This is a genomic window from Mesorhizobium sp. L-8-3, from assembly GCF_016756615.1.
Taxonomy (GTDB): Bacteria; Pseudomonadota; Alphaproteobacteria; order Rhizobiales; family Rhizobiaceae.
This window is the reverse complement of sequence record NZ_AP023262.1, coordinates 1-24,772: the sequence shown is the minus strand read 5'-3', so window position 1 is coordinate 24,772 and position 24,772 is coordinate 1. Positions and strand designations below refer to the sequence as shown.

The window sequence follows — 24,772 nt, the reverse complement described above, 5'->3', positions numbered from 1 at the left end:
TCCGGAGGCGCTCTTGGAAGAGATGAACGATCGCACCTGCATCGTTACGCGCAAAAGCGCAACGCCCGATGAGCTGATCCGGTTCGTCGTCGGACCGGATTCGACCGTCGTCCCGGACCTGAAGCGCAACCTGCCCGGCAGGGGGTGCTGGGTCACCGCCGACCGGACCCATGTCGACCTCGCGGTCGGCAGGAAGCTCTTCGCGCGCGCTCTCAAGGCCGAGGTCGTCGTGCCGCCGCAGCTCGGCGAGCTGATCGACGGGCTGATGGCGAAATCGGCGCTCGGCGCGCTGGGGCTCGCCCGCAAGGCGGGCATGGTCGCGCTCGGCGCCGCCAAGGTGGAAAGCAGCGTGCGCAGCGGCAAGGCCGCCGCCGTGCTGCATGCCGGCGAGGCCTCAGACGACGGGGTGCGCAAGATCACGCAGGCCAGGCGCGCCGTGGTGCATGCCGGAGGCCCCGTTATCGTCGCCTACAAACTTTTTTCGGAACACGAATTGGGTTTGGCATTGGGGGGCACAAATGTGATACATGCTGCCGTTCTCGCGGGCGACGCGGGGAAGGCGGCCTTGAAGCGCATGGCTGCGCTCGACCGCTACCGGGGCGGATCCCCGGATGAAGTGGCAATACTTGCGGCAGTTGCCGACGACGAGAAAGCCGCAGAGGACACGGAATGAGCGATACGAAATCGGGTGACGACAAGACGTTGAGCGTCAACACCAAGAAGACCTTGACGCTGAAGCGCCCGGGCATGGAGCAGGGCACCGTGCGCCAGAGTTTCTCGCATGGCCGCAGCAAGGCCGTGGTTGTCGAGACCAAGAAGCGCAAGTTCTCGATGCCGGGCGAACGGCAGGAGCCGGCGGTGGTCCAGCCTCTCAGGCCGAAGCCGGCGGTCGCCGTCGCAGCACCGGTTCAGGAGGCCCCGCGGCCCGCTCCGGCGGAGCGCCTGGTGCTGACCGATCTGTCGAGCAGCGAAATGGAGGCGCGCCGCCGCGCTCTCGAGGGCTCCAAGGCCCGCGAGCACGAAGAGCGCCAGCGTGCCGCCGAGGAAGCGCGTCGCCGTGCCGAGGAAGAAGAGCGTCGTCGCCGCGAGCGCGAGGAATCGGCTCGTCGCCAGGCCGAGGAGGAAGCCCGGCTGAAGGCCGAGGCGGAAGCCCGCCGCCGTGCCGAGGAGGAGGCACGCCGCCGGGTGCCCGCCGCGGCCGAGACTGTTGCCGACGACGAGGAAGCGAACAAGCCGAAGCGCGCCGCCAGTGCCCCGCCGCCGCGGCGCATCGCCACCCCGGAGGTCGCGCGTCCGGCCAAGACCAAGGGCGACGACGACCGCCGCCGCGGCAAGCTGACGCTGAACAGCGCCCTGTCCTCCGAGGACGGAGACGCCCGTGCGCGTTCGCTGTCGGCCATGCGCCGGCGCCAGGAGAAGTTCAAGCGCGCGCTCCATCAGGAGCCGCGGGAGAAGATCGTGCGTGAAGTAACCCTGCCCGAAACCATCACCATCCAGGAACTGGCGAGCCGCATGTCGGAACGCGCCGTGGACGTGGTCAAGTTCTTCATGAAACAGGGCCAGATCATGAAGCCCGGCGACGTGATCGACGCCGACACGGCTGAACTGGTCGCTTCCGAATTCGGCCACACGGTGCGCCGCGTCGCCGAGTCCGACATCGAGGAAGGCCTGTTCGACATCGCCGACCGTCCGGAGGACCTGAAGTCGCGTCCGCCCGTGGTCACCATCATGGGCCATGTCGATCACGGCAAGACCTCGCTGCTCGACGCCATCCGCAACGCCAATGTCGTTGCCGGCGAGGCGGGCGGCATCACCCAGCATATCGGTGCCTATCAGGTCGAGAAGAACGGCCAGAAGATCACCTTCATCGATACGCCCGGCCACGCGGCCTTCACGGCGATGCGCGCCCGCGGCGCTCAGTCGACCGACATCGCCATCCTGGTGGTCGCCGCCGACGACAGCGTGATGCCGCAGACCATCGAGTCCATCAATCACGCCAAGGCCGCCGGGGTCCCGATCATCGTGGCGATCAACAAGATCGACAAGCCGGCGGCCAACGCCCAGAAGGTGCGGACCGAACTGCTTCGCTATGAAGTGGTGGTGGAAGAGATGGGTGGCGAGACGCTCGACGTCGAGGTCTCCGCGACAAAGGGCACCAATCTGGACAAACTGCTCGAAGCGATCCTGCTGCAGGCGGAAGTCCTCGACCTGAAGGCCAACCCGGACCGTACGGCCGAGGGCGTGGTCATCGAGGCGAAGCTCGACAAGGGCCGCGGCCCGGTGGCGACGGTGCTGGTGCAGACCGGCACGCTGATGCCCGGCGATATCATCGTCGCCGGCAACGAATGGGGCCGTGTCCGGGCCCTGGTCAACGACCGCGGCGAGCACATCGCCGAGGCGCCGCCGGCGATGCCTGTCGAGGTTCTCGGCCTGCAGGGCACGCCGCGTGCCGGCGACCGTTTCGCGGTCGTCAACAACGAGGCGCGTGCCCGGGAGATCACCGAGTATCGCCAGCGCAAGGCGCGCGACAAGGCGGTCGCCAAGCATGCCGGCCAGCGTGGTTCGCTCGAGCAGATGATGTCGCAGATGCAGGCGAACGGCGTGAAGGAATTCCCGCTGGTCATCAAAGGCGACGTGCAGGGCTCGATCGAAGCGATCACGGCCGCCCTGGAGAAGATCGGCAACGACGAGGTGCGCGCCCGCATCGTTCATGCCGGAGCCGGCGGGGTCACCGAAACCGACGTGTCTCTCGCCGAGACCTCGGGCGCGGCGATCATCGGCTTCAATGTCCGCGCCAATGCCCAGGCACGCCAGGCGGCCGAGCATGCCGGGATCGAGATCCGCTACTACAACATCATCTACAACCTTGTGGATGACGTTAAGGCGGCGATGTCGGGCCTGCTGTCGCCGGAACGTCGCGAGACCTTCCTCGGCAATGCCGAAATTCTCGAGGTCTTCTCGATCACCAAGGTCGGCAAGGTCGCGGGCTGCCGCGTCACCGAAGGCAAGGTCGAGCGCGGCGCGGGCGTCCGCCTGATCCGCGACAACGTGGTCATCCACGAAGGCAAGCTGAAGACGCTGAAGCGCTTCAAGGACGAAGTGGCGGAAGTACCGGTCGGTCAGGAATGCGGCATGGCCTTCGAGAATTACGAGGACATCCGCCAGGGTGACATCATCGAGTGCTTCCGCGTGGAGCACATCACCCGTACGCTCTAGGACGTCGCTCAGACGCCGGTGTCGCACGACGCCGGCGTCTCGCGTGGAGCGGGGCACAAGCCCCGACGCAACGACGGCCGGGGACAATCGGACATTGAAATAGAGCTGGAGCGGCAGCGCCGATTTGCTCGGTGCCGTCGTAGCTCCCATGTCGTATCGGCGATCCGCGACGCCGGGCGGGTGCGGCTCGCCACGGGCAGATGATCGGCATAGAGTTGGAAGGTGGTCGAGTTCGCCTCCGGACTTTCGAGCGGGCGCGACGCCGACCGGGGCACAGCGGCATGGTGTAAGGGAACAGGCCGGTCGCACCGCTGCGCTAGGGAAGCTGAGGGATTTGAGAGGGCAAGGACGATGAAAGCAGGCGGCAAGGGCACGGTTTCCCAGCGTCAGCTCCGCGTGGGCGAGCAGGTCCGCCACGCTCTGTCCGAGATGTTGCAGCGTGGCGAAGTCCGCGACGATCTGATCGAGGCGACGGTGATCTCGGTTTCCGAAGTGCGCATGTCGCCGGACCTGAAGATCGCTACCGCCTTCGTGTCGCCGCTGGGAGCGCGGGACGACGATGCGGTGGTCGCCGCGCTCAACCGGAGCGCACGTTTCATCCGCGGGCGCATGTCGCCGGCCTTGCGCCAGATGAAATACATGCCTGAGTTCCGCTTCCGGCTGGATACGAGCTACGACAATTTCGCCAGGATCGATGAGCTTCTGCGTTCGCCCGAAGTGGCGCGCGATCTCGACGGCGACGACGGCAAAGAGGAGTCATGATGGCCCGCCGAGGCAAAAAGAAAGGACGGCCGATTTCCGGCTGGCTGGTGCTGGACAAGCCGGTCGGCATGGGATCGACCGAAGCCGTCTCGAAGGTCAAATGGCTATTCCAGGCCGAAAAGGCCGGGCATGCCGGCACGCTCGATCCGCTCGCTTCGGGCATGCTGCCGATCGCGCTGGGAGAGGCGACCAAGACCGTGCCTTATGTCATGGATGGAGCGAAGGTCTATCGCTTCACCGTCGCCTGGGGCGAGGAGCGGACCACCGACGACCTCGAGGGGCCGGCGACGAAGACCTCCGACAAGCGTCCGACCGAGCCCGAGATCAGGGCGCTCCTGCCAAGATACACCGGGGTGATCGAGCAGACGCCACCGCAGTTCTCGGCCGTCAAGATCGACGGCGAGCGCGCCTACGACCTTGCTCGCGAGGGCGCGACGGTCGCCATTCCGCCGCGCGAGGTCGAGATCGGCAGGCTCGATATCGTCGCCATGGAGGGCGGCGAACGAACCGTCTTCGAGGTGGAGTGCGGCAAGGGCACCTATGTCCGCTCGCTGGCGCGCGACATGGGACGCGATCTCGGCTGCTACGGCCATATCGCGGAGCTCCGCCGCAGCGAGGTCGAGCCTTTCACCCCGGAGGATCTCGTCACGCTCGCCGAACTCGAGGCCGCAGCCGAACAGGGCAGGCCCGCGGCGGACGGCGAGGATGGCCGGCGCTCCTTCGATGCGCTGGACGCGCTGCTTGTCGACACCGGCGCCGCCCTCGACTGCCTGCCCCAGGTGTCGGTGAGCGACGACCAGGCGGCCAGGATCAGGCTCGGCAATCCCGTCATCATCCGTGGTCGCGACGCGCCGGTCGAGGTCGAAGAGGCCTGCGCCACGGCACGGGGCAAGCTGGTCGCCATCGGTGCGATCGAGGCCGGAATGTTCAAGCCGAAGCGGGTCTTTACCGGTTGAGCACCCCTCCAATCCTGGCCTACAGCGCGTCGCGTGGAAAAGGGTTCACGCGACACGCGGTAGGTTCTTGATCTGGCGCATGTCTTTTCCCCGAAACCGCTGCACACTTTCGGGAGACATGCTCTAGCATCGGCCCGAAAATCGTACTCGATTTTCGGAAAGCACGATGCGTAGATTCAAAATGATAGAGAGCGTTTTTTGCGCGTCCGAATGGACGCGCGGCCCTCTATCGTCTGCGCCGATCAAGGGGACGATGAGAAATGGCCAGATCGAAGGCGTCGAACAGGCGGCTGCGCAACAGGGTCAAGCGGTCGCCGGTGGGGGCGGCGCCGGGAACGCTGGTCGCCGATCCCGCCGCGCCGCAGCCGACGCTCTGCCTGACCGCGCTCGCGCCTGATGGCGTCGGCTTCTTCGACGACGTCAGCATCGACGACATCAGGCGCCTGCGGGCGGAATGGCCTCTGGTCTGGGTCGACTGTATCGGACTCGGCAATGTCGACCTGATCCGGGACATCGGCACCATATTCGGGCTGCATCCCCTGGCGCTGGAGGACACGGTCAACACCGGCCAGCGTCCCAAGGCGGATTTCTTCGATGACCATGCCTATGTCGTCGTCAACATGATCGACGACCCCGAGGCACATCGCTACGAGCAGATCTCGCTCTTCTTCGGCGACGATTTCGTCGTGACCTTTCAGGAGCGGGAAGGCGATCCCTTCGGGCCGGTGCGCAAGCGCATCGAAGCCCCTACGGCGCAGCGCCTGCGCACACGCAAGGCCGACTATCTGGCCTATGCGCTGGTCGATGCCGTCATCGACAGCTATTTTCCGATCCTCGATGCCCGTGCCGACTCCATCGAACGCATCGAGGACGAGATGCTCGGCACCGTCCACAAGCGTCATCTGGCGGAACTCCATGGATTGCGGCGCGATATGATCGCGCTCAAGCGGGCTCTCTGGCCGCTGCGCGATGCACTGGCAGGGCTCATGCGCGCGGATGTGCGCTTCGTCCACCCCGAGACGCGGCTCTATCTCAATGACACGCTCGACCACGCGATCCGGCTGATCGAGATCGTCGAGACCAATCGCGACGTCGTGACTGGCCTGATCGACATGCACCTGTCGCTGATTCAGGCGCGCACCAACGACGTCATCAGCTTTCTCACGATAGTCTCGTCGATCTTCATTCCGCTGACCTTCCTGGTAGGCATCTGGGGCATGAATTTCGATCCCGAAGCTTCGCCGTGGAACATGCCGGAGTTGGAGGCTTACTACGGATACCCTGTCGCCCTCGGCTTCATGGCACTGGTCGCCATAGCGCTGGTCGGTCTGTTCCGATGGAAAAAGTGGCTCTGAGGGGGCTGTTCGGCCAATTGCGGAATTGGTCTGGCGTTTCCGATCGAATTGGACTATACGCGCCGCAACATTGCGCAAGGTTGCGTCATGTCCATTGGCCCCGGCTGGACGACATCCCGGCCTCGGGCGACTTCATTCCTCCAGATCGAAAGGGAAACATCCGATGTCGATCACTGCCGAACGCAAGCAGGCTCTGCTGACCGAATTTGCAACTGCCAAGGGCGATACCGGCTCGCCGGAAGTCCAGGTTGCCATTCTCTCGGAGCGTATCAAGAACCTGACCGAGCATTTCAAGGGACACGTGAAGGACAACCACTCCCGCCGCGGTCTCCTCAAGCTCGTCTCCCAGCGCCGCAGCCTTCTCGACTACCTGAAGCGAAAGGACGAGGCGCGCTACCAGACGCTGATCGAGAAGCTCGGACTGCGTCGCTAAGAAAAACCGGCCGGCGGGTCTTCCCTGGGAAGGCCCGCCGGTCGCGCATACGGGCTGGCATAGTTGCACAGCCCGCCCCGGCTCCGGAATTCAGGGGAACCTTCGGAGCCGCCCATGGACCGGTCATGGGGCAGGATTGCAGGAAGCCCGGGCGTCTGTCGCCTCCCAACAGGACTTCCCGTTGTCTTGCCCGTGGCTTGTCCCGGAACCTTCCGGCCATGCGGCATGTCCGCATCCCCGACGGGTTTCGAACTGCAGCAGCGCATCGTCCGCCGAAGGGTCGGAACCTTCGAGGGACGGGCCGAACGAAGCCAGGGGAAGGGGCACCTGCACGGCATGTCCGCGCGGCCCTTTCCGCATATGAAGGACAAGACATGTTCAATCACCACAAAGTGGAAATCGAGTGGGGCGGTCGTCCGCTCACCCTGGAGACCGGCAAGATCGCGCGTCAGGCCGACGGCGCGGTGCTCGCCACCTATGGCGAGACCGTCGTGCTCGCCACCGTCGTCTCGGCCAAGGAGCCTAAGCCGGGTTTCGATTTCTTTCCGCTGACCGTCAACTACCAGGAAAAGACCTATGCCGCCGGCAAGATCCCGGGCGGCTATTTCAAGCGTGAAGGTCGCCCGAGCGAGAAGGAAACGCTGGTTTCCCGGCTCATCGACCGCCCGATCCGCCCCCTCTTTGCCGAGGGGTACAAGAACGACACCCAGGTCGTCGTCACCGTCGTCCAGCATGACCTCGAGAACGATCCGGACATCCTCTCGATCGTCGCGACCTCGGCCGCGCTGACCCTTTCAGGCGTGCCCTTCATGGGCCCGATCGGCGGCGCCCGCGTCGGCTATATCAACGGCCAGTACGTTCTCAACCCGCATCTCGACGAGATGCCGGAATCGAAGCTCGATCTGGTCGTCGCAGGCACCAGCGAAGCCGTTCTGATGGTCGAATCCGAGGCCCAGGAACTGGCCGAAGACGTGATGCTCGGCGCGGTCATGTTCGGCCACAAGGCTTTCCAGCCGGTGATCGAGGCGATCATCAAGCTGGCTGAAGTCGCCGCGAAGGATCCGCGCGACTTCACCCCGCCGAGCTACGGCGACCTCGAAGCCGAAATGCTGAAGATTGCCGAGGACGACCTGCGCGCGGCCTACAAGATCACCGACAAGCAGGCGCGCTACGCCGCGGTCGACGCCTCCAAGGCCAAGGTCAAGGAAGCTTTCGCGCCGCAGGGCGAGGAGGCGCCGAAGTGGTCGCCGGAGCAGGTCGCTACCGTGTTCAAGGAGCTCCAGGCCAAGATCGTGCGCTGGAACATCCTCGACACCGGGTCCCGCATCGACGGTCGCGACCTCAAGACCGTCCGCAACATCGTTTCGGAAGTCGGCATCCTGCCGCGCACGCACGGCTCTTCGTTGTTCACCCGCGGGGAGACCCAGGCGATCGTGGTCGCGACGCTCGGTACCGGCGAAGACGAGCAGTTCGTCGACGCGCTGACCGGCATGTACAAGGAGACCTTCCTCCTCCACTACAATTTCCCGCCCTATTCGGTCGGCGAGACCGGCCGCATGGGTTCGCCCGGCCGCCGCGAGATCGGCCACGGCAAGCTCGCCTGGCGCGCCATCCATCCGATGCTGCCGAGCGCGGAGCAGTTCCCCTACACGCTGCGTGTCGTCTCGGAGATCACCGAGTCCAATGGCTCGTCCTCGATGGCCACGGTCTGCGGCACATCGCTCGCGCTGATGGACGCCGGCGTTCCGCTGGCCAAGCCGGTCGCAGGCATCGCCATGGGCCTGATCAAGGAAGGCGAGCGCTTCGCTGTGCTCTCCGACATCCTCGGTGACGAGGATCATCTCGGCGACATGGACTTCAAGGTGGCCGGCACCGCCAATGGCATCACCTCGCTGCAGATGGACATCAAGATCGACGGCATCACCGAGGAGATCATGCAGGTCGCCCTCGGCCAGGCCAAGGACGGCCGCCTCCACATCCTCGGCGAGATGGCCAAGGCCATCACCGAAGGCCGCAAGGAACTGGGCGAGTTCGCGCCGCGCATCGAGGTCATGCACATCCCGACCGACAAGATCCGCGACGTGATCGGCTCCGGCGGCAAGGTCATCCGCGAGATCGTCGAGAAGACCGGTGCCAAGATCAACATCGAGGACGACGGCACGGTGAAGATCGCTTCGTCGAACGCCAAGGAGATCGAGGCGGCGAAGAAGTGGATCCACACCATCGTGGCCGAGCCCGAGGTCGGCGAGATCTATGAGGGCACGGTCGTTAAGACCGCGGACTTCGGCGCCTTCGTCAACTTCTTCGGCCCGCGCGACGGCCTGGTCCATATCTCGCAGCTCGCCAACGAGCGCGTGCAGAAGACTACGGACGTCGTCAAGGAAGGCGACAAGGTCTATGTCAAGCTGATGGGCTTCGACGAGCGCGGCAAGGTCCGCCTGTCCATGAAGGTGGTCGACCAGCAGACCGGCAAGGAGATCGCCAGGGAGAAGCGTCAGGAAGGCGAAGAGACCGCCGCCTGATCCTTTTCGGTCCGGCAATGCCGGACCACTGAAGGCCGATCGTCGAACGGGCGCGTCGCTGCGACGCGCCCGTTTTCACAAGAGCGCCGCGCGCCCCCTTGGGCGCGCAAAGGACGCTCTTGAGCTGACATAGGAGCGCCGCGCGCCCACTGGGCGCGCAAAGGACGCCCTTGAACTGACATAAGAGCGCCGCGCGCGCCCTTGGGCGCGCAAGGGACGCACGTTGAGACATGACAGCGCCGCGCGCCCTTTTAGGCGCGCATGGGATGCTGTCCAATCCCTGGAGCCGCCTCAGGCGGTCGCTTTCGGGCAGGAACCATGAGCCGCGATTCGCTGAAGACCCTTCTTCACCCGTTCGATGCAGGCATGCTTTCCGTGCCTGGTGTCGGCGGACGGGTGCTCTTCCTCGGCGCCGAGCCCGGTTTTCGGCTTCCCGAAGGCTTTTCGGCGGAGCTGACGGCCGTGCAGGGCTTCAGACCGTTCTTCCGCGCTCTCCAGAGCGCCGGCTATCGCGTGGCGCCGAGAGCCGAGGGCACGGACTACACCCTGGCGCTGGTGCTGTGTGGGCGCCACCGCGGCGAGAACGAGGCGCGCATCGCCGAGGCCGTCCAGCGCGTGTCTCCTGGCGGCCTGGTGATGGTGGCGGGCGCCAAGGGCGACGGCATAGCCAGCCTCCGCAAGCGCGTCGCCGCCCTGGCCGCCCTCGATGGCCAGGAGCCGAAATACCACGGCCTTGTGTTCTGGTTCCGCCGTCCGGCAGAGCCGGCCGAACTGGTTTCCGCGCTGCGCGCCGGCAACGAGGGGGACCTTGTGGAGGGACGGTTTCACACCATGCCGGGCATGTTTTCCCACGACCGGGTTGACGTGGGATCGCGCCTTCTCGCGGAGAACCTCCCCGGCGACCTGTCCGGTGCCGCTGCGGACTTCTGCGCGGGGTGGGGATATCTGGCGGCCGAGGCGGCTCGCCGCTTTCCGGCGATCCGCGCCATCGACCTCTACGACGCGGATTTCGAAGCCGTGGAAGCGGCGAAGCGCAACCTGGCCGATCTCGGACGGCCGGCCCGGTTCTTCTGGCATGATCTCGCATCGGAACCGGTCGCCGAGCGCTACGATGCTGTTGTCATGAACCCGCCATTCCATCAGGGACGGGCGGCCGATCCGGGCATCGGGCAGGACCTCATTCGGGCAGCGGGCAGGGCGCTGAAGAAAGGCGGCCGGCTTTTCCTGGTCGCCAATCGTCCGCTGCCCTACGAGGACACGCTGCGCGCGGACTTCGCCGACTGGTGGGAAATCACGCGCAACGGTGGTTTCAAGGTGCTGGCCGCCCGCCGCTGACCTTGTCTGGTCCTATTGGAGCGTCTGGTGGGCCGCCGCTGCTATCCCCTGCCGGATGACCAGCGGGGCGGGCTTTCCGTAGAAATAGCCCTGGACCACTTCGCATCCCGCTGCGCGCAGCAGGGTCGCCTGGTTTTCGGTCTCCACACCCTCGGCGATGGTGTGGACGCCCAGCGCCCGCGACAGGCCGACGATCGTCGAGACCACGGCGCCGGTGCTGCTGTCGGTGTCGATGCGGCTGACGAAGGAGCGATCGATCTTCAGCTTGTGGAACGGAAAATCGATCAGGTAGCTCAGATTCGAGTAGCCTGTGCCGAAATCGTCGACGGCGACCGAAATTCCCATTTCCGACAATGCCTTCAGGATCGCGGCGGCACGGTCGCGATCCTGCATCATGGCCGTCTCGGTGATTTCAAGTTCGAGCCGTGAGGGTTTGATACGGGTGGTCTCGATCGCTTTGCGGACGACGCCGAGAAAGTCCTTGGTCATGAACTGCACGGGCGAGATGTTCACTGCGACGAAACACTCGTCGGGCAGATGGCGGGCATCGCTGCAGGCCTTGTGCAGGACCCATTCGCCGATCAACGCGATCATGCCGGTCTCCTCGGCGATGGGGATGAATTCCATCGGCGGGATCATGCCGCGCTCCGGATGCGACCAACGGATCAGCGCCTCGTAGCCGATGATGCGGCCCGACATGAGATCGAGCTGCGGTTGGTAGTGCAGGTCGAAGTCGCCGCGCTCGAAGGCCGTGTGCAGTTCCGCCTCGATCCATTGGCGGTAGTCGGCCACCTGTCCCATCTCGGGCTGGAAGCTGCTCCAGCCGCAGAGGCCGGTCATTCGGGCATGCTGCAGCGCCAGATTGGAACGGCGCAGCAGCAAAGCAGGGTCGCGGCCGTCCTTCGGGATGGCGACGATGCCGACCGAGACCTTGACCGACTGCAGATGCGTCTTCAACGGATAAGGTTCCGTCATCCTTTCTATCAGCCGCTCGACCGCGCGTTCGAGATTGAAGGTGGCGTCGCCGTCGGGGTGGATCACGGCGAATTCGCCTGCACCGATCCGGCCGATCTGGACCCCGGCCGGCAGGCTTGCCTTGAGCCGCTCGGCGAAGGCGGCAACCAACTCGTCGCTTTGCACGTAGCCGATGGAATCGTTGATCTGCCGGAAGCGATCGATGTCGATGTCGATCAGGAAAGCGGGCCTGCCGGTACGGATAGAGGCCGAGACGGCTTCGGCGATCCGGCCGAACATGGCTGTACGCCCGTTGAGGCCTGTCAGCTTGTCGACCTGGGTCTCCTTGAAGACATAGCTTCTTGATTCGTCGACCCCGGCAAAGAAGGAGAAGGCCGCGCCGCCCGAAGCCAGGGCGCAAAGCGCTGCAACGACGGCGCCCACCGCCGGGGCCGACATGGCAGCGAGATCGTCGCCGAAGCCGAGCCTCAACGCCCACAGGCCGAGCACAAAACTGCCCAGGCCCGAAGCCGCGATGGTGATGAGCCGGAAGACTGGGCTCCGGTTGGGGTGTTGGGCCGGCATGAAAAATCCCTTCGACTGGCGAGGGACTTAACGCAACGCCTGTTAAATTCCGTTTCGTCCTATTGCTTCAATTTTAGGCAACAGCTTCGCTGGAGCTTTCCGGGTTGTCAGTCGCGCTCTTCGTCGCTCTTCTTCAACTCATCCAGCGTGGGCATCGAGACGATATGGTAGCCCGAATCGACATAGTGGATCTCGCCGGTGACGCCTGACGACAGGTCCGACAGGAGATAGAGCGCGGATCCACCGACCTCCTCCAGAGTGATCGGGCGCCGCAGCGGCGAGTTGCGCTGCTGATAGGAGAACATATAGCGGGCATCGGAGATGCCGGCACCCGCCAAGGTGCGCACGGGCCCAGCCGATATGCCGTTCACCCGGATGCCGCGCGGGCCGTAATCGTTGGCGAGGTAGCGCACGCTCGCCTCGAGGGCGGCCTTGGCGACGCCCATGACATTGTAGTTGGGCATGACACGGACCGAGCCGGCATAGGTGAGCGTGATCATGCTGCCGCCCTCGGACATCAGCGCGGCGGCCTTCCTGGCGATTTCAGTGAAGGAGTAGCAGGAGATGACCATGGTCCGGACGAAATTTTCACGGCTGGTGTCCGCATAGAGGCCCTTCAGCTCGTTCTTGTCGGAGAAGCCGATGGCATGGACCACGAAGTCCAGTCCGCCCCACTCCTTGTCGAGGGTCTCGAACACCTGATCGATCGATGCGCTGTCCTCGACGTCGCAGGGCAGGACCAGCGATGCGCCCACCTTGTCGGCCAGAGGCCGGACGCGCCTGCCGAAGGCTTCGCCCTGATAGGTGAAGGCCATGGCGGCGCCATGGTCGGCGAGCCGGCGGGCGATGCCCCAGGCGATCGAATGGTCGTTGGCGACCCCCATGACGAGGCCGCGCTTGCCTTTCATCAATGCTTCCATGTGTGAAGAGCCTCAGACGTCGTAGCGCTGGAACACCAGCGTCGCGTTGGTTCCGCCGAATCCGAAGGAGTTCGACAGCACCCTGTCGATGCGCGCGTCGTCAATGCGCTTGCGGACGATCGGCATTCCTTCGAATTCCGGATCGAGCTCCTCGATATGGGCACTCTCTCCGATGAAGCGGCCCTGCATCATGAGGATCGAATAGATCGATTCCTGGACGCCGGCGGCGCCGAGCGAATGTCCGGTCAGCGACTTGGTCGAGGTGATGTTCGGCATCTTGTCGCCGAACACCTCGCGGATCGCCGCCATTTCCTTGGAATCGCCCACCGGCGTCGACGTGCCGTGGGTGTTGATGTAGTCGACGGGGCCGGGAACGGTGGTGAGCGCCTGGCGCATGCAGCGCACCGCGCCTTCGCCCGACGGCGCGACCATGTCGTAGCCGTCCGATGTGGCGCCGTAGCCGACGATCTCGGCATAGATCTTGGCGCCGCGCGCCTTGGCATGCTCGAGCTCTTCGACAACAAGCACGCCGGCACCGCCGGCGATGACGAAGCCGTCGCGATTGACGTCATAGGCGCGCGAGGCGGCTGCGGCGCGGTCGTTGTATTTGCTCGACATCGCCCCCATGGCGTCGAACAGGTTCGACATTGTCCAGTCGAGATCCTCGTGCCCGCCGGCGAAGACCATGTCCTGCTTGCCCCACTGGATGAGCTCGTAGGCGTTGCCGATGCAGTGCGCCGAGGTCGAGCAGGCAGACGAGATCGAATAGTTGACGCCGTGGATCTTGAACCAGGTGGCGAGCGTTGCCGACGCCGTCGAGGACATGGCCTTCGGCACGGCAAAGGGCCCGACGCGCTTCGGACCGCCCTTCTCGCGGGTGATGTCCGCGGCCTCGACGATGGCCCGTGTCGACGGGCCGCCCGAACCCATGATGATGCCGGTGCGCTCGTTGGTCACGTCGGTCTCGGCAAGACCGGCATCGGCGATGGCCTGATCCATCGCGACATGGTTCCAGGCCGCGCCCTTGGAAAGAAAGCGTAGCGCGCGACGGTCGATGAGCTCGGTCGGATCGAGCGTCGGAGCTCCCCAGACCTGGCAGCGGAAGCCGTGGGCGGCGAACTCCTCGGAGAAGCTGATGCCGGATCGGGCGTCGCGCAGCGAGGCTTCGACCTCGGCGGCGTTGTTGCCGATGGATGACACGATACCGAGGCCGGTGACTACTACTCGTCTCATCTATCACTCCATGGTTGCGACGCGCGCCGGCGGCCCGGGGCCGTCAGGCGGCTGCCTGCTTGAACAGGCCGACCCTGAGGTCGCTGGCCTTGTATATGGTCTCGCCGTCGGCCTGCAGCCAGCCGTCACCGATCGACAGGACGAGCCGGCCACGCATGACGCGCTTGAAGTCTACGCCGTAGACCACCTTTTTGGTCGCCGGCGTCACCATGCCCGTGAACTTGACCTCGCCGGTCGAAATGGCGCGACCCTTGCCGGGTTCGCCGAGCCAGCCGAGGAAGAAGCCACTCATCTGCCACAGCGCATCGAGGCCGAGGCAGCCGGGCATGACCGGGTCGCCGATGAAATGGCAGGGGAAGAACCACAGGTCCGGCCGGATATCGAGCTCGGCGCGGATGAACCCCTTGCCGAATTCGCCGCCTTCCTCCTGGACCTCGGTGATCCGGTCGAACATCAGCATCGGCGGCGCCGGCAGCTGGGCATTGCCCGGCCCGAAGAGCTCCCCTCGGCCGCATGCAAGCAAATCCTCGTAGCCGAAGGCATTCTTCCGTTCCGGCATCAAAATCTTCCCCGTCGCGATGGGCGGCGCAACGCCCTGTTGGCCTCGTTCCCTAGCACAGTCCGTTCGTCACCGGAAACCGCCGTCTGCGCTTATATTGAGAGCCGGCGGCGGTCAACGTGCCGCGCTTGATCGCCTGACGACGACCGAATATATGTCACAAAGGGTCGAGAATAATCTGCTCGGGAATTGGTCGTCGATCCGACTAGGCGAGGGACAATACGGATAGATGCATCCGCTCGAAGGAAAGCAAGTGGTGTCTGTGGAAAAACGCGTGCGTGATGCCGGGCTGAGGCCGACAAGGCAACGAGTCGCGCTCGCCGATCTGCTTTTCGCCAAGGGCGATCGTCATCTGTCGGCCGAGGAGTTGCATGAGGAGGCGTTGGCCGCCGGCGTGCCGGTGTCGCTGGCGACGGTCTACAACGCGCTGCACCAGTTCACCGAAGCCGGCCTGCTGCGCATCCTGGCCGTCGAAGGCGCGAAGACCTATTTCGACACGAATACCTCCGACCACCATCACTTCTTCGTCGAAGGCGAGAACAAGGTCTACGACATCGAGCAGGGCCCGGTGCGTGTGGTCAATCTGCCCGAGCCTCCCGAGGGCATGGAGATCGTCAACGTCGACATAGTCGTGAGGCTGCGGCCGAAGCGGTGACGGCCGCAATCGCGACGCCCGTCGTCGAGAGGCTCGTATAGCCGCCCCGGCTCGATGCGGCCGGCGTCAGTCCTTGATGGTCTCGCCCGGATAGGCGCCCCACACCAGCCCCTGGCTCAGCCAGCCGGAGTGGCCGGCGAAACTCATCTCGCACCATTCGCCGTTGCAACTGCGGATCGTTCCGATAACGCCAGGCTCTATCACAGCGACCGTGCCGGCGCCCTCCTCGGGCCGGGAAAGCAGGGAGATCCGCGCGTCCTTGCCCCGCTGCCAGGGCGCGGCAATGCCGGTACGGCGTCCGGACAGCAGCGATTGGTTTATCCAGCCTTCGGCGCCGTCGGAATCGCGGACGCGGCGCCAGTTGTCGTATTCCTGGATGATCTCCATCGGCAGGCCGGGCTTCAAATACATCCAGTCGACGGCATAGTTCAGGCCCGGGCCGATGCGCGAATTGACCCGCCCGGACTTCAGGCTGACGAAACGCGGCAGCGGCAGGCCGCTCGCGCCGCGGGGGACATCCTGTGTGCTCGCCGGCGGCGTCGGGGGAGTGGGTGCCGCCGCTCCGGAAGCGGCCGCAATGGCAGGTGATTCCGGAGCAGCCATGCCCGGCGCGGCGACGACGGCGCAAAGCAGGGTCGCGCCGACAACCATGCGGAATGAACCAGACACCTTCATACCTCTACACACGCTCGGCGCTGACCGTCACCCGGTTGAGGCGCCTTTTTCTTTGTCTTCGGCCCGGCCGCTTGTTACACAGGCTGGCACACCGAGGCCGGTTTCAAGTTTGGCCGGTCTTGGTTAAAGAGGTCTGAACAAGGTCCTGAACCGAGGGAACAATGGCCGGCAGGAAAAAGCCCCTGGTCGTCATCACGCGCAAGCTGCCCGACCAGGTGGAAACGCGCATGCGCGAGCTTTTCGACGCCAGGCTGAATGTCGACGACCGCCCGATGAGCCAGCCGGAACTGGTCGCCGCCTTCAAGGAGGCGGATGTCGTGGTGCCCACCATCACCGACCGGATCGACGCGGCGCTGATCGCGCAAGCGGGCCCGAATCTGAAACTGATCGCCAATTTCGGCAACGGGGTCGACAATATCGACGTGGCCGCCGCCGCCAAGGGCGGCATCACCGTCACCAACACGCCGAACGTGCTCACCGAGGACACGGCAGACATGACGATGGCCCTGCTGCTTACCGTGCCGCGGCGCCTGACCGAAGGCGCCAATGTGCTCAAGGGCGACGGCCATTGGGCCGGCTGGTCGCCGACCTGGATGCTCGGCCGGCGAATCTGGGGCAAACGCCTGGGGATCGTCGGCATGGGCCGCATCGGCACCGCCGTGGCCCGCCGCGCCAAGGCCTTCGGCCTGTCGATCCACTACCACAACCGCCATCATGTCGCCCCGGCGATCGAGGACGAACTGGAAGCGACCTACTGGGAGAGCCTCGACCAGATGCTTGCCCGCATGGACATCATCTCGGTCAATTGCCCCTCGACGCCGGCGACCTTCCATCTCCTGTCGGCCCGCCGGCTGGCTTTGATGCAGCCGTCTGCCTATCTCGTCAACACGGCGCGCGGCGACATCATCGACGAGGACGCGTTGATCCAGATGCTCCAGGACGGCAAGCTGGCCGGTGCCGGGCTCGACGTCTTCGAGCACGAGCCTGCCGTCAATCCGAAGCTCCTGAAGCTCGCCGCCAAAGGCAAGGTGGTGATCCTGCCGCATATGGGATCGGCCACGATCGAAGGCCGCATCGACATGGGCGAGAAGGTGATCATCAACATCCGCACCTTCTTCGACGGCCACAGGCCACCCGACCGCGTGTTGCCCAACCGGGTCTGATGCCAACGGTACAGGATGCTGACGCATCCACCTGACCTCGATCGCTGACGCGGCCCCTCGGCCCGCCTGGCTTTCGTGCCTGGAGGATCGGTTCTCGTCCTGTAAACAACTGGAAATTTACAGGACGGGCCGGTTTTCGGGCGCGGTACATTTCTTGGCCGGGTTGCATGTCCCGACCGGCCTCATGGCCGAGAAAAAATGCCATCCGCCGATATTGCCGGCGCAGGTCTTCGAAGGTGAGACGATGCGTCAGAAAATCGGCTCTGCCGTTGCCGGCGTCAAGGAGGGTCATCAAGACGTGATCCTTTGCGCCGATAGAGCTCACAGCGAGGACAAAGCCAGCATCCCGTCGGCTGTGACCGAAACGCGCCGCCCGGCGAACCGGCCATGGGCATCGCGATCGAGGCGGAGCGCGATCGGTCCGGCCCATCCCATCTCGCGCGCCACGATCAGCCCGAGAAGCAGGATCGCATCTGGTTTATGCATGACGATCGCGGCCGGAGCCTTGCCGGAATGGACGAGTTCCAGCAGCACGGCCGAGGCCGATGACGAGCCGATCGTGTCAGGCAGAAAGAGCACGGAGCCCCCGATCGACGCACCATGTTGCGGATGGCGCACGTCGACGATCCGCCCGGACTTCGGGTCGACCCCACCCCAGAAGCTGATCGGCGCGGAAAGCGCGAGCCCTTCGCCTTCCGCGGGCGGCCCCGGCACGAGGATATCGGCGCGCATGGCGGTCACGAGAAACGCTCCGAGATCACCGGCCGGCCGGAGACGGCGCTCTCCACGCAGTCGGCGAGCGATCCGTAAAGAACCTCGTAGCCCGTATTCCCCGGCGCATAATGCGCGAACTTGCCCGAATTGGTCATCAGCACGCCGCCGGGATGGTCCGCGAGGATCGGGGTCACCACGACGCAAGTGTCGGCAACGACGATCACGCCGGCCGCTTCGAGGCGCCGCCGGCGGCCTTCGGCGTCGAGATGCGCCACCACGTGCCGGCCGGTACAGGCATAGAGCGGCACGGCGAGGCGCCGGCCCGCGATCTGCGCCTCGAGCCGGTCGAATTCGGTCAGCGACAGATGCGGGCTGCCGATGGCGACGGCATCGATCTTGTCGGGGCGTCCGGCGGTCGAGAGCCTGGACTGCGCCTCCAGGACCATGGCCGGCGTGACCGTGATCGTGGCCTCGGGGGGCATGCCACCCAGCGCCGTGGCCAGGTCGGGAGCCTCGGGCGTTACGCCGGCGATGTGGAAGAGCCCGACCGCGCCGGATGACGCGGCCGCCGCGCCGAAGGCCTTGAGCGCGTCCTCGCCCGGATCATGGCCGATCCCGGTCACCACGCCAACCGCGTTGCCGACCTCGCGGCCGTACAGGCTGCCGAGCACGGGCCATGCGATCTCGGACTGCAGGAATCCGGCGGGCAGGGCGCCGACGTCGACGGCCAGCGTCGCCCGCCGGTTCTCGGGCTTGTGCAGCCCGTGGTCGGGCGCGCGTCCGCTTATCGCGCAGGCGATGTCGAGAAAATCGCCGTAGCGGTTGGTGCGTGCGCCGAGCACGGAGTTGCAGAAGACGACGGCGTTGGATTCGCCCCAGGCGACGTCGCTCCCGCGGGCAGGGCGATGCCCGGCCTGGTAAGGTGCGCAGGTCCAGCTCGGCTCGCAGCCGAGGGCCCGGTAGGCGTCTATCATGCGGCGCGCCATGCCGCGCGCGGGTTCGGCGAGCCGCACCATGGAACAGCCCGTCAGGTCGAGCGCCCCGACATTGAGGGTTGCACGCACCACGACCCTGGCGCCGCCTTCGACCAGCTTCTCGGCGATGAGCGTGCCCGAATCGCCGTGATAGAGGGCACCGTCGATATGCGCCGATACGATCGGAATCAGCCGCGGCGCACCCAGAAGACTGGCGCTGTCGGCGACGATGCGCATGGCCATGGCCGCTCCCGGTCCGTCGCGGCCGGCGGCGATTTCCTGCTCTTGCGCCGTCAGGACAACGCTCACCCGAGTTCCTTGCGCATGGTGATGGTGGTCGGCCGCCGGTAGCCCGGATGCGCGGTGCGCGCGGTCTCGCGAAAGCCGAGTCTGCCGAAGACGGTGTGATTGGCGGCAAGCTCGATCCGGGTCTGGAGCTCGACCGCGGTCCGGCCGAGCTTGCGGGCGTGATCCTCCGCGGCCTCGACCAGGCGCCGGCCGACGCCTTGGCCCTGGAATGCCGGATCGATCGCGAGCTTGCCGAGATAGAGATGGCTGCCCTTATCGGCGAGGAAGACACACCCTGCCAGCCTGTCCGCGACCGTGGCGAGGAAGGCTGTTTCCTCGCGCGCCTTGGCTTCGAGCGACAGGGATGTCAGCCGATGGGCGGAGGATGGCGGATCGATGACCCCATCCATCGGGGCGAAGGACCGGCGAATGAGGCCGAGCAGTTCGTCCCAGCGCTCGAAGCCCGCGGGCAGGGGAACGATCGAGATCTCGTCGGTCTGCATGGCGGACACTCAGGCCGGGCTCTTGTAGCGGACGATGTCGAAGCGGGCACCGAGCCCGTCATAGAGGAGCAGCCGCCCGATCAGCGGTTCGCCGATGCCGGTGATCAGCTTGATCGCCTCCACGGCCTGCAGGCTGCCGATCACGCCGGTTAGTGCACCAAGCACACCGGCTTCGGCGCAGGACGGGACGAGTCCGGCAGGCGGCGGTTCGGGGAAGAGGTCGCGATAGGAAGGGTTCCGGCGGCCGGTCGCATCGGTTTCGTACGGCTTGAGCACGGTGACCGAGCCGTCGAAGCGCCCGACGGCGGCATGGACCAGCGGCCGCTGCGCCTCAGCGCAGGCGTCCGCGACCAGATAGCGGGTTTCGAAATTGTCGGAGCCGTCGACGACGAGATCATAGGCCGCGACGAGCCCCGTGGCGTTTGCCGCATCGAGCCGCATCTCATGCGTCTCGACCGTCGTGTTGGGGTTGATGCGCCGAAGCGCGGCTGCCGCGCTTTGCGTCTTTGCCGCCCCCAGCGCTTCGGTGTCGTGAATCACCTGCCGCTGCAGGTTGGACAGCGACACCGTGTCGTCGTCGATCACACCGAGCGTGCCGACACCGGCGGCAGCGAGATACTGGAGCACCGGCGCGCCGAGGCCTCCAGCGCCTATCACCAGGACCCGGGCGCGTTTGAGGCGCTGCTGGCCCGGGCCGCCGATCTCCGGCAGCACGATATGGCGCGCATAACGTTCGAGTTCCTCTGATGACAGGACGGTCGGGCTGTTCATGTGGCGAACATAGAGCATGTCGCCCGAACGTGGGAACCGGTTTCGGGACAACGACATCCGATTCGACGCGACGCCTTTCAGGACGTTGATGTATGTGTCAGCGTGTTTCGGACACGGTGCCGCCGGCGACCGTCAGGAACTGGCCCTTGTCCTCCAGGCTGGAGAACAGCACGGGGTCGGTGCCGGTCATGAAGGCCTGGCAGTCGAGTTCTTCCAGTATGGCGAAGAGCGCGGCGCGCCTGCCGGCGTCGAGATGCGCCGCGACCTCGTCCAGGAGCAGGATCGGCACTGAGCCGAAGACCTCGCCGCACAGACGCGCATGCGACAGCACGATGCCGATCAGCAGGGCCTTCTGCTCGCCGGTGGAGCACAGTTCGGCCGGCATGTCCTTCGGCGCATGGCGCACGATCAGGTCCGAACGGTGAGGCCCGTCGAGCGTGCGCCCGGCGGCGCGGTCTCGCCACCTGCCCTCGCGGAGCAAGGCACGGTACTCTTCCTCGACCTCGACCGCCGGCTTGACGCCGAGCCGGTCTTCCAGGATGCCCGAAACCGCAACGGAAGCGCGCGGAAACGGACCTGAGTCAGGCAGGCGCTCCATCATGGCCGACAGCAGGCGCACGGCCTCGGCTCGCGCCGCGGCGATGGCCGTGCCGATCTCGGCCATCTGCGCTTCGATCGCCTCGAACCAGCTGCCGTCGCGCGCGTCCTCGGCAAGCAGCCGGTTGCGTCCTCGCATCGCCTTCTCGTAGTCGATGGCGCGCTGCGCATGGCCGGGGTCCGTGGCCAGGACGAGCCGGTCGAGGAAGCGGCGGCGATCTCCCGGCGGTCCGGTGAAAAGCTGGTCCATCGCCGGCGTCAGCCATGTCACCCGCAACCAGTCCAGCATTTCCTCGGCCGATTTCGCCGTCGCGCCGTTGATACGCACCTTGCGTCCGGATTCCTGCCCGGTCGCCGTACCGGTGCCGATATCGCAGGCGCCGAGCGGTCCTTCGATCGTGGCATGCACGGCGAAGCCGTTGCCGCCGCCTTCGCGTGCGACCTCCGCATAGGAGGCACGCCGCATGCCCTTTCCGGGCGTCAGCAGCGAGATCGCTTCGAGCAGATTGGTCTTGCCGGCGCCGTTGTCGCCGGTAAACACGACCGCGCCAGGCCGCAAGGCCAGGGTGACGGCGGAATAGTTCCGGAAATTCGTAAGCGATAGCTTACTTATATGGGTCTGTTGTTCCGGCATGGGCCGGACCGCCGGTCACGTTGCGTGTGCCCTAGACGCGCATCGGCATCAGCACGTAGAGCGTATTGTCGTCAGCCGTATCGTAGATGAGGGTGGGCGAGCCCGCATCGGCCAGCATGAATTTCGCCTCGCTGCCCGAGAGCTGGGCGGTGACGTCGAGCAGATATTTGGCGTTGAAGCCGATCTCGATCGCATCGGCGGAATAGTCGGCCGCGAGCTCTTCGGTCGCGCTGCCGGAGTCCGGATTGTTGACGGCCAGGGTCACCTGGCCGTCGTCGATCGACAGCTTCACGGCGCGGCCGCGTTCGGAGGAGATGGTGGAGACGCGGTCGACGGCCGCGGCGAAGCTCTGCCGGTCGATGACGAGCTGCTTGTCGTTGCCCGTCGGGATGACGCGCTGGTAGTCGGGGAATGTGCCGTCGATCAGCTTGGAGGTGAGCACGACGCTGCCGACCGTGAGGCGGATCTTGGTTTCGGAGAGTTCCACCGTCACCGGCACATCCGGATCATCGACCAGTTTCTGCAGCTCGCTGACGGTTTTGCGCGGGATGATGATGCCCGGCATGCCTTCCGAGCCGGCCGGGGCGTCGGTTTCGGCGCGGGCCAGCCGGTGGCCGTCCGTCGCCACCGAGCGCAGCTTCAGCTTGCCGCCGGCCTCGTGCGTGTGCAGGTAGATACCGTTCAGATAATAACGCGTCTCCTCGGTCGAGATCGCGAACTGGGTCTTCTCGATCAGGCCCTTCAGGGCGGGCGATTCGAGCCGGAAGATGTGCGAGAAGGATCCGGCCGAGAGCTCCGGGAAGTCCGACTGCGGCAGGCACTGCAGACGGAAGCTCGAACGGCCCGAAACGACCGACATTGCGTTGCCGTCTTCGTCGGTCTTGAGCATCACCTCCGCCCCATCGGGCAGCTTGCGCACGATCTCGTAGAGCAGATGCGCCGGCACGGTCGTGGCGCCGGCCTGTTCGACGACCGCCGCGGTCGCCTCGGTGATCTCGAGATCGAGGTCGGTGGCCTTCATTTCCAGGCTGGCGCCCGATGCCGCGAGCAGCACGTTCGACAGGATCGGAATGGTGTTCCGCCGCTCGACCACGCGGTGGACGTGGTTCAAGGACTTCAGGAGGTTCGAACGTTCAAGGACCACACGCATGACGGGCCGATCTCGCTTCAGACTGACATTTCATTTCCGGACATAGGCCATGCCGAGAAAGGCTGCGAATGGCACAGAATCGAAGCAAAATGACAGCAAAACATCCCCGAACGCAAGCCCGCGGATAGGCTTGAGGCCGTTCCGCGGGCTTTCTGGGGATAACGGAGTTTCGGTCGTCGTCAGGCCTGGTCCGTGATCAACCGGCGCAACAGCTCGAGCTCCTGCGCGAGAGTGTTGTCGGCGCCTGAAAGGTCTTCGATCTTGCGCACGGCATGGAGCACGGTCGTATGGTCGCGGCCGCCGAAGCGCCTGCCGATCTCGGGCAGCGAGCGCGGCGTCATGACCTTCGACAGGTACATGGCCACCTGCCGCGGCTTGACGATGGTGCGCGTGCGCCGGTTGGACAGAAGCTCGGTCTTGGAGACGTTGTAGTGGCGCGCGACGATGCGCTGGATGTCTTCGATGCGGACGCGCTTGGGTTCGCCCGAACGGTAGATATGGCCGAGGATCTCGTCGATCCGCTCGATCGTGATCTGCGGCTCGAAGGACTGGCGGAAGAGGAGCTGGTTGAAGGCTCCCTCCAGTTCGCGGCCCGATCCGGTTACGGTGCGCGCGACATGGCCCAGGATCTCGTCGGAAATATCGAGCGACTGGTCCTCGGCCTTGGCGCCGGCCAGGCGCTGCTGGAGCATCGCCAGCCGCATGGGGAAGTCGGGCGTGGACATCTCCAGCGACACGCCGCCGTTGAGCCGCGAACGAACCCTGGGCTCGAGCGATTCCAGCTCCGCCGGTGGCCGGTCGGCCGCCACCACCACCTGCTTGGCGCTGTCGAGCAGCATGTTGATCAGGTGGCAGAACTCGTGCTGGATCGACTTGCCCTGCAGGAACTGCATGTCGTCGATGATCAGGAGGTCGATGTCGCGAAGCTGCTCCTTGAGCGTCAGCGCGTTATTGTCGCGGATGGCGGTGGCGAAGCGCCACATGAAATACTCCGCCGTCAGGTAGACGACCCGGGACTGCGGGTTGCGCTTCAGCGACTCGGCCGCGATCGCCTGCAACAGATGCGTCTTGCCGAGGCCGACGGTGGCGTGGAGGAAGAGCGGGTTGAAGCGCACCGCGTTCGGCGCCTGCTCCGCCACGGCTCGGGCGGCGGCGAAGGCGACCCGGTTAGACGAGCCCTCGATGAAGGACTGGAATGTATAGCGGGCGTCGAGGGGCGAGCCGAGCAGCCGCTGGCGCGCATCGGTCTCGGCTGCATTCGGGCGCATGCCCGTGGGCCGTTCGGGCCGGGCGCTCGCCAGGGTCCCCGATCCCAGGGCCGTGTGGGGCTTCGCCGCCTTGCGGGCCGCTGTGTCCTCGGCGTCGGGCGCGGGCCGAGCGCCGCGCGTGGCCGAGCGGACGACGAACTCCACCTTCAGGACGTCGGGCCGTTCCTGCTTCCAGATTTCCGTGACGAGATCGAGATAGTGGCCGTTGATCCAGGAGCGCAGAAACGCCGTCGGAACCGAGACCCTGACTAGCCCTTTGGACGCTTCGGCGAGCTTCATGCGCGCAAACCAGCTCGAATAGACCTCGCCGCCGAGGCGGGCCCGCAACTGGGTCTTCACGCGTTCGAAGATCTTTTCGGCCGCTTCGGAGTTCGCCGCATCGAACTCTCCGACAAATTCCCGTTCAAAAGGAAAGGCCGCCTTGGCTTCCCTTTCAATGCCGCTCTGCATCTGGCAATCCCCGTTGTTGGTACCATTTCGTGCCGGCTTGGCGCTTCCGCCGCGCGTATCCGGCTTTTTTCCTCGCAAGACCTTGGCCCGCCGTCGCTTT

The 24,772-nt window shown here is 65.5% G+C and carries 22 protein-coding genes; 10 read left to right on the top strand and 12 right to left on the bottom strand.

Features of this window, described 5'->3' with window-relative positions; genetic code table 11:
* Positions 1-22 precede the first annotated feature (22 nt).
* The 8 genes from JN302_RS00110 to JN302_RS00075 all read left to right on the top strand — a co-directional run bounded on the left by JN302_RS00110 (position 23) and on the right by JN302_RS00075 (position 10,579).
* A complete protein-coding gene (locus JN302_RS00110; RefSeq protein ID WP_202334133.1) occupies positions 23-673 on the top strand; it encodes an RNA-binding protein in 651 nt (216 codons plus the stop codon).
* Positions 670-3,216: a translation initiation factor IF-2 gene (infB, locus tag JN302_RS00105; protein WP_202331183.1), complete on the top strand. Its 2,547-nt coding sequence runs from the start codon at positions 670-672 to the stop codon at positions 3,214-3,216. Before JN302_RS00110 ends, infB begins: the two co-directional genes overlap by 4 nt.
* Before the next feature lie 351 nt (positions 3,217-3,567).
* The gene (rbfA, locus tag JN302_RS00100) at positions 3,568-3,978 is read left to right on the top strand and encodes a 30S ribosome-binding factor RbfA (RefSeq protein WP_202331182.1); all 411 of its coding nucleotides are present in this window, start codon (positions 3,568-3,570) and stop codon (positions 3,976-3,978) included.
* Positions 3,978-4,934, top strand: coding sequence for a tRNA pseudouridine(55) synthase TruB (gene truB, locus JN302_RS00095; protein WP_202314410.1), 957 nt, complete (start codon positions 3,978-3,980; stop codon positions 4,932-4,934). The genes rbfA and truB overlap by 1 nt, the downstream gene beginning before the upstream one ends.
* Positions 4,935-5,194: 260 nt before the next feature.
* The gene (gene corA / locus JN302_RS00090; RefSeq protein ID WP_202309523.1) at positions 5,195-6,289 is read left to right on the top strand and encodes a magnesium/cobalt transporter CorA; all 1,095 of its coding nucleotides are present in this window, start codon (positions 5,195-5,197) and stop codon (positions 6,287-6,289) included.
* Positions 6,290-6,452: 163 nt separating this feature from the next.
* Complete coding sequence (rpsO, locus tag JN302_RS00085; protein WP_202309522.1) at positions 6,453-6,722, top strand: 30S ribosomal protein S15; 270 nt, start codon at positions 6,453-6,455, stop codon at positions 6,720-6,722.
* Positions 6,723-7,096: 374 nt separating this feature from the next.
* Positions 7,097-9,244, top strand: coding sequence for a polyribonucleotide nucleotidyltransferase (pnp, locus tag JN302_RS00080; RefSeq protein ID WP_202309521.1), 2,148 nt, complete (start codon positions 7,097-7,099; stop codon positions 9,242-9,244).
* Positions 9,245-9,562: 318 nt separating this feature from the next.
* Positions 9,563-10,579: a class I SAM-dependent methyltransferase gene (locus tag JN302_RS00075; RefSeq protein WP_202309520.1), complete on the top strand. Its 1,017-nt coding sequence runs from the start codon at positions 9,563-9,565 to the stop codon at positions 10,577-10,579.
* A 12-nt stretch (positions 10,580-10,591) separates the two neighbouring features.
* Here the strand turns inward: JN302_RS00075 and JN302_RS00070 are convergent, their stop codons facing one another.
* The 4 genes from JN302_RS00070 to fabA all read right to left on the bottom strand — a co-directional run bounded on the left by JN302_RS00070 (position 10,592) and on the right by fabA (position 14,830).
* Positions 10,592-12,118, bottom strand: coding sequence for a putative bifunctional diguanylate cyclase/phosphodiesterase (locus JN302_RS00070; RefSeq protein ID WP_202331181.1), 1,527 nt, complete (start codon positions 12,116-12,118; stop codon positions 10,592-10,594).
* 107 nt (positions 12,119-12,225) lie between these two features.
* Positions 12,226-13,038: an enoyl-ACP reductase FabI gene (gene fabI, locus JN302_RS00065; RefSeq protein WP_202309518.1), complete on the bottom strand. Its 813-nt coding sequence runs from the start codon at positions 13,036-13,038 to the stop codon at positions 12,226-12,228.
* A gap of 12 nt (positions 13,039-13,050) precedes the next feature.
* Positions 13,051-14,271, bottom strand: coding sequence for a beta-ketoacyl-ACP synthase I (gene fabB, locus JN302_RS00060; protein ID WP_202331180.1), 1,221 nt, complete (start codon positions 14,269-14,271; stop codon positions 13,051-13,053).
* 43 nt (positions 14,272-14,314) lie between these two features.
* A complete protein-coding gene (gene fabA, locus JN302_RS00055; RefSeq protein WP_202331179.1) occupies positions 14,315-14,830 on the bottom strand; it encodes a 3-hydroxyacyl-[acyl-carrier-protein] dehydratase FabA in 516 nt (171 codons plus the stop codon).
* Between the two features lie 229 nt (positions 14,831-15,059).
* On the opposite strand from fabA, the gene irrA reads away from it, so the two are divergent.
* Positions 15,060-15,485, top strand: coding sequence for an iron response transcriptional regulator IrrA (gene irrA, locus JN302_RS00050; RefSeq protein ID WP_202309515.1), 426 nt, complete (start codon positions 15,060-15,062; stop codon positions 15,483-15,485).
* Between the two features lie 66 nt (positions 15,486-15,551).
* Here the strand turns inward: irrA and JN302_RS00045 are convergent, their stop codons facing one another.
* On the bottom strand, positions 15,552-16,160 hold the full coding sequence (locus JN302_RS00045) for an SH3 domain-containing protein (RefSeq protein WP_202331178.1): 609 nt from the start codon (positions 16,158-16,160) through the stop codon (positions 15,552-15,554).
* A 161-nt stretch (positions 16,161-16,321) separates the two neighbouring features.
* Here JN302_RS00045 and JN302_RS00040 point away from each other — a divergent pair, with 161 nt between their 5' ends.
* Positions 16,322-17,323, top strand: a complete 1,002-nt coding sequence (locus tag JN302_RS00040) for a 2-hydroxyacid dehydrogenase (RefSeq protein ID WP_202309513.1) — start codon at positions 16,322-16,324, stop codon at positions 17,321-17,323.
* 321 nt (positions 17,324-17,644) lie between these two features.
* Here the strand turns inward: JN302_RS00040 and JN302_RS00035 are convergent, their stop codons facing one another.
* From JN302_RS00035 to dnaA, 7 genes are all read right to left on the bottom strand, one after another.
* A complete protein-coding gene (locus JN302_RS00035) occupies positions 17,645-18,055 on the bottom strand; it encodes an aconitase X swivel domain-containing protein (protein WP_202334132.1) in 411 nt (136 codons plus the stop codon).
* Positions 18,056-18,060: 5 nt separating this feature from the next.
* Positions 18,061-19,320, bottom strand: coding sequence for an aconitase X (locus tag JN302_RS00030; RefSeq protein ID WP_202331177.1), 1,260 nt, complete (start codon positions 19,318-19,320; stop codon positions 18,061-18,063).
* Positions 19,317-19,802 carry a GNAT family N-acetyltransferase gene (locus JN302_RS00025; RefSeq protein WP_202331176.1) on the bottom strand — a complete coding sequence of 162 codons (486 nt, stop codon included), beginning with the start codon at positions 19,800-19,802 and terminating at the stop codon, positions 19,317-19,319. The genes JN302_RS00030 and JN302_RS00025 overlap by 4 nt, the downstream gene beginning before the upstream one ends.
* Before the next feature lie 9 nt (positions 19,803-19,811).
* Positions 19,812-20,573: a molybdopterin-synthase adenylyltransferase MoeB gene (locus tag JN302_RS00020; RefSeq protein ID WP_202331175.1), complete on the bottom strand. Its 762-nt coding sequence runs from the start codon at positions 20,571-20,573 to the stop codon at positions 19,812-19,814.
* A gap of 97 nt (positions 20,574-20,670) precedes the next feature.
* Complete coding sequence (gene recF, locus JN302_RS00015; RefSeq protein WP_202309510.1) at positions 20,671-21,804, bottom strand: DNA replication/repair protein RecF; 1,134 nt, start codon at positions 21,802-21,804, stop codon at positions 20,671-20,673.
* A 31-nt stretch (positions 21,805-21,835) separates the two neighbouring features.
* Complete coding sequence (dnaN, locus tag JN302_RS00010; protein ID WP_202309509.1) at positions 21,836-22,954, bottom strand: DNA polymerase III subunit beta; 1,119 nt, start codon at positions 22,952-22,954, stop codon at positions 21,836-21,838.
* A gap of 179 nt (positions 22,955-23,133) precedes the next feature.
* Positions 23,134-24,672: a chromosomal replication initiator protein DnaA gene (gene dnaA, locus JN302_RS00005; protein WP_202309508.1), complete on the bottom strand. Its 1,539-nt coding sequence runs from the start codon at positions 24,670-24,672 to the stop codon at positions 23,134-23,136.
* Positions 24,673-24,772 lie beyond the last annotated feature (100 nt).

What these genes read in the sequence shown, in the direction of transcription:
- JN302_RS00110 (WP_202334133.1), top strand. Translation starts at nt 23, where the DNA reads ATGAACGATCGCACCTGCATCGTTACGCGCAAAAGCGCAACGCCCGAT.
- JN302_RS00075 (WP_202309520.1), top strand. Translation starts at nt 9,563, where the DNA reads ATGAGCCGCGATTCGCTGAAGACCCTTCTTCACCCGTTCGATGCAGGC.
- rpsO (WP_202309522.1), top strand. Translation starts at nt 6,453, where the DNA reads ATGTCGATCACTGCCGAACGCAAGCAGGCTCTGCTGACCGAATTTGCA.
- corA (WP_202309523.1), top strand. Translation starts at nt 5,195, where the DNA reads ATGGCCAGATCGAAGGCGTCGAACAGGCGGCTGCGCAACAGGGTCAAG.
- fabI (WP_202309518.1), bottom strand. Translation starts at nt 13,038, where the DNA reads ATGGAAGCATTGATGAAAGGCAAGCGCGGCCTCGTCATGGGGGTCGCC.
- JN302_RS00045 (WP_202331178.1), bottom strand. Translation starts at nt 16,160, where the DNA reads ATGAAGGTGTCTGGTTCATTCCGCATGGTTGTCGGCGCGACCCTGCTT.
- fabA (WP_202331179.1), bottom strand. Translation starts at nt 14,830, where the DNA reads ATGCCGGAACGGAAGAATGCCTTCGGCTACGAGGATTTGCTTGCATGC.
- JN302_RS00070 (WP_202331181.1), bottom strand. Translation starts at nt 12,118, where the DNA reads ATGCCGGCCCAACACCCCAACCGGAGCCCAGTCTTCCGGCTCATCACC.
- JN302_RS00025 (WP_202331176.1), bottom strand. Translation starts at nt 19,802, where the DNA reads ATGCAGACCGACGAGATCTCGATCGTTCCCCTGCCCGCGGGCTTCGAG.
- dnaA (WP_202309508.1), bottom strand. Translation starts at nt 24,672, where the DNA reads ATGCAGAGCGGCATTGAAAGGGAAGCCAAGGCGGCCTTTCCTTTTGAA.
- fabB (WP_202331180.1), bottom strand. Translation starts at nt 14,271, where the DNA reads ATGAGACGAGTAGTAGTCACCGGCCTCGGTATCGTGTCATCCATCGGC.
- JN302_RS00035 (WP_202334132.1), bottom strand. Translation starts at nt 18,055, where the DNA reads ATGCGCGCCGATATCCTCGTGCCGGGGCCGCCCGCGGAAGGCGAAGGG.
- JN302_RS00020 (WP_202331175.1), bottom strand. Translation starts at nt 20,573, where the DNA reads ATGAACAGCCCGACCGTCCTGTCATCAGAGGAACTCGAACGTTATGCG.
- dnaN (WP_202309509.1), bottom strand. Translation starts at nt 22,954, where the DNA reads ATGCGTGTGGTCCTTGAACGTTCGAACCTCCTGAAGTCCTTGAACCAC.
- recF (WP_202309510.1), bottom strand. Translation starts at nt 21,804, where the DNA reads ATGCCGGAACAACAGACCCATATAAGTAAGCTATCGCTTACGAATTTC.
- truB (WP_202314410.1), top strand. Translation starts at nt 3,978, where the DNA reads ATGGCCCGCCGAGGCAAAAAGAAAGGACGGCCGATTTCCGGCTGGCTG.
- pnp (WP_202309521.1), top strand. Translation starts at nt 7,097, where the DNA reads ATGTTCAATCACCACAAAGTGGAAATCGAGTGGGGCGGTCGTCCGCTC.
- infB (WP_202331183.1), top strand. Translation starts at nt 670, where the DNA reads ATGAGCGATACGAAATCGGGTGACGACAAGACGTTGAGCGTCAACACC.
- irrA (WP_202309515.1), top strand. Translation starts at nt 15,060, where the DNA reads ATGCATCCGCTCGAAGGAAAGCAAGTGGTGTCTGTGGAAAAACGCGTG.
- rbfA (WP_202331182.1), top strand. Translation starts at nt 3,568, where the DNA reads ATGAAAGCAGGCGGCAAGGGCACGGTTTCCCAGCGTCAGCTCCGCGTG.
- JN302_RS00040 (WP_202309513.1), top strand. Translation starts at nt 16,322, where the DNA reads ATGGCCGGCAGGAAAAAGCCCCTGGTCGTCATCACGCGCAAGCTGCCC.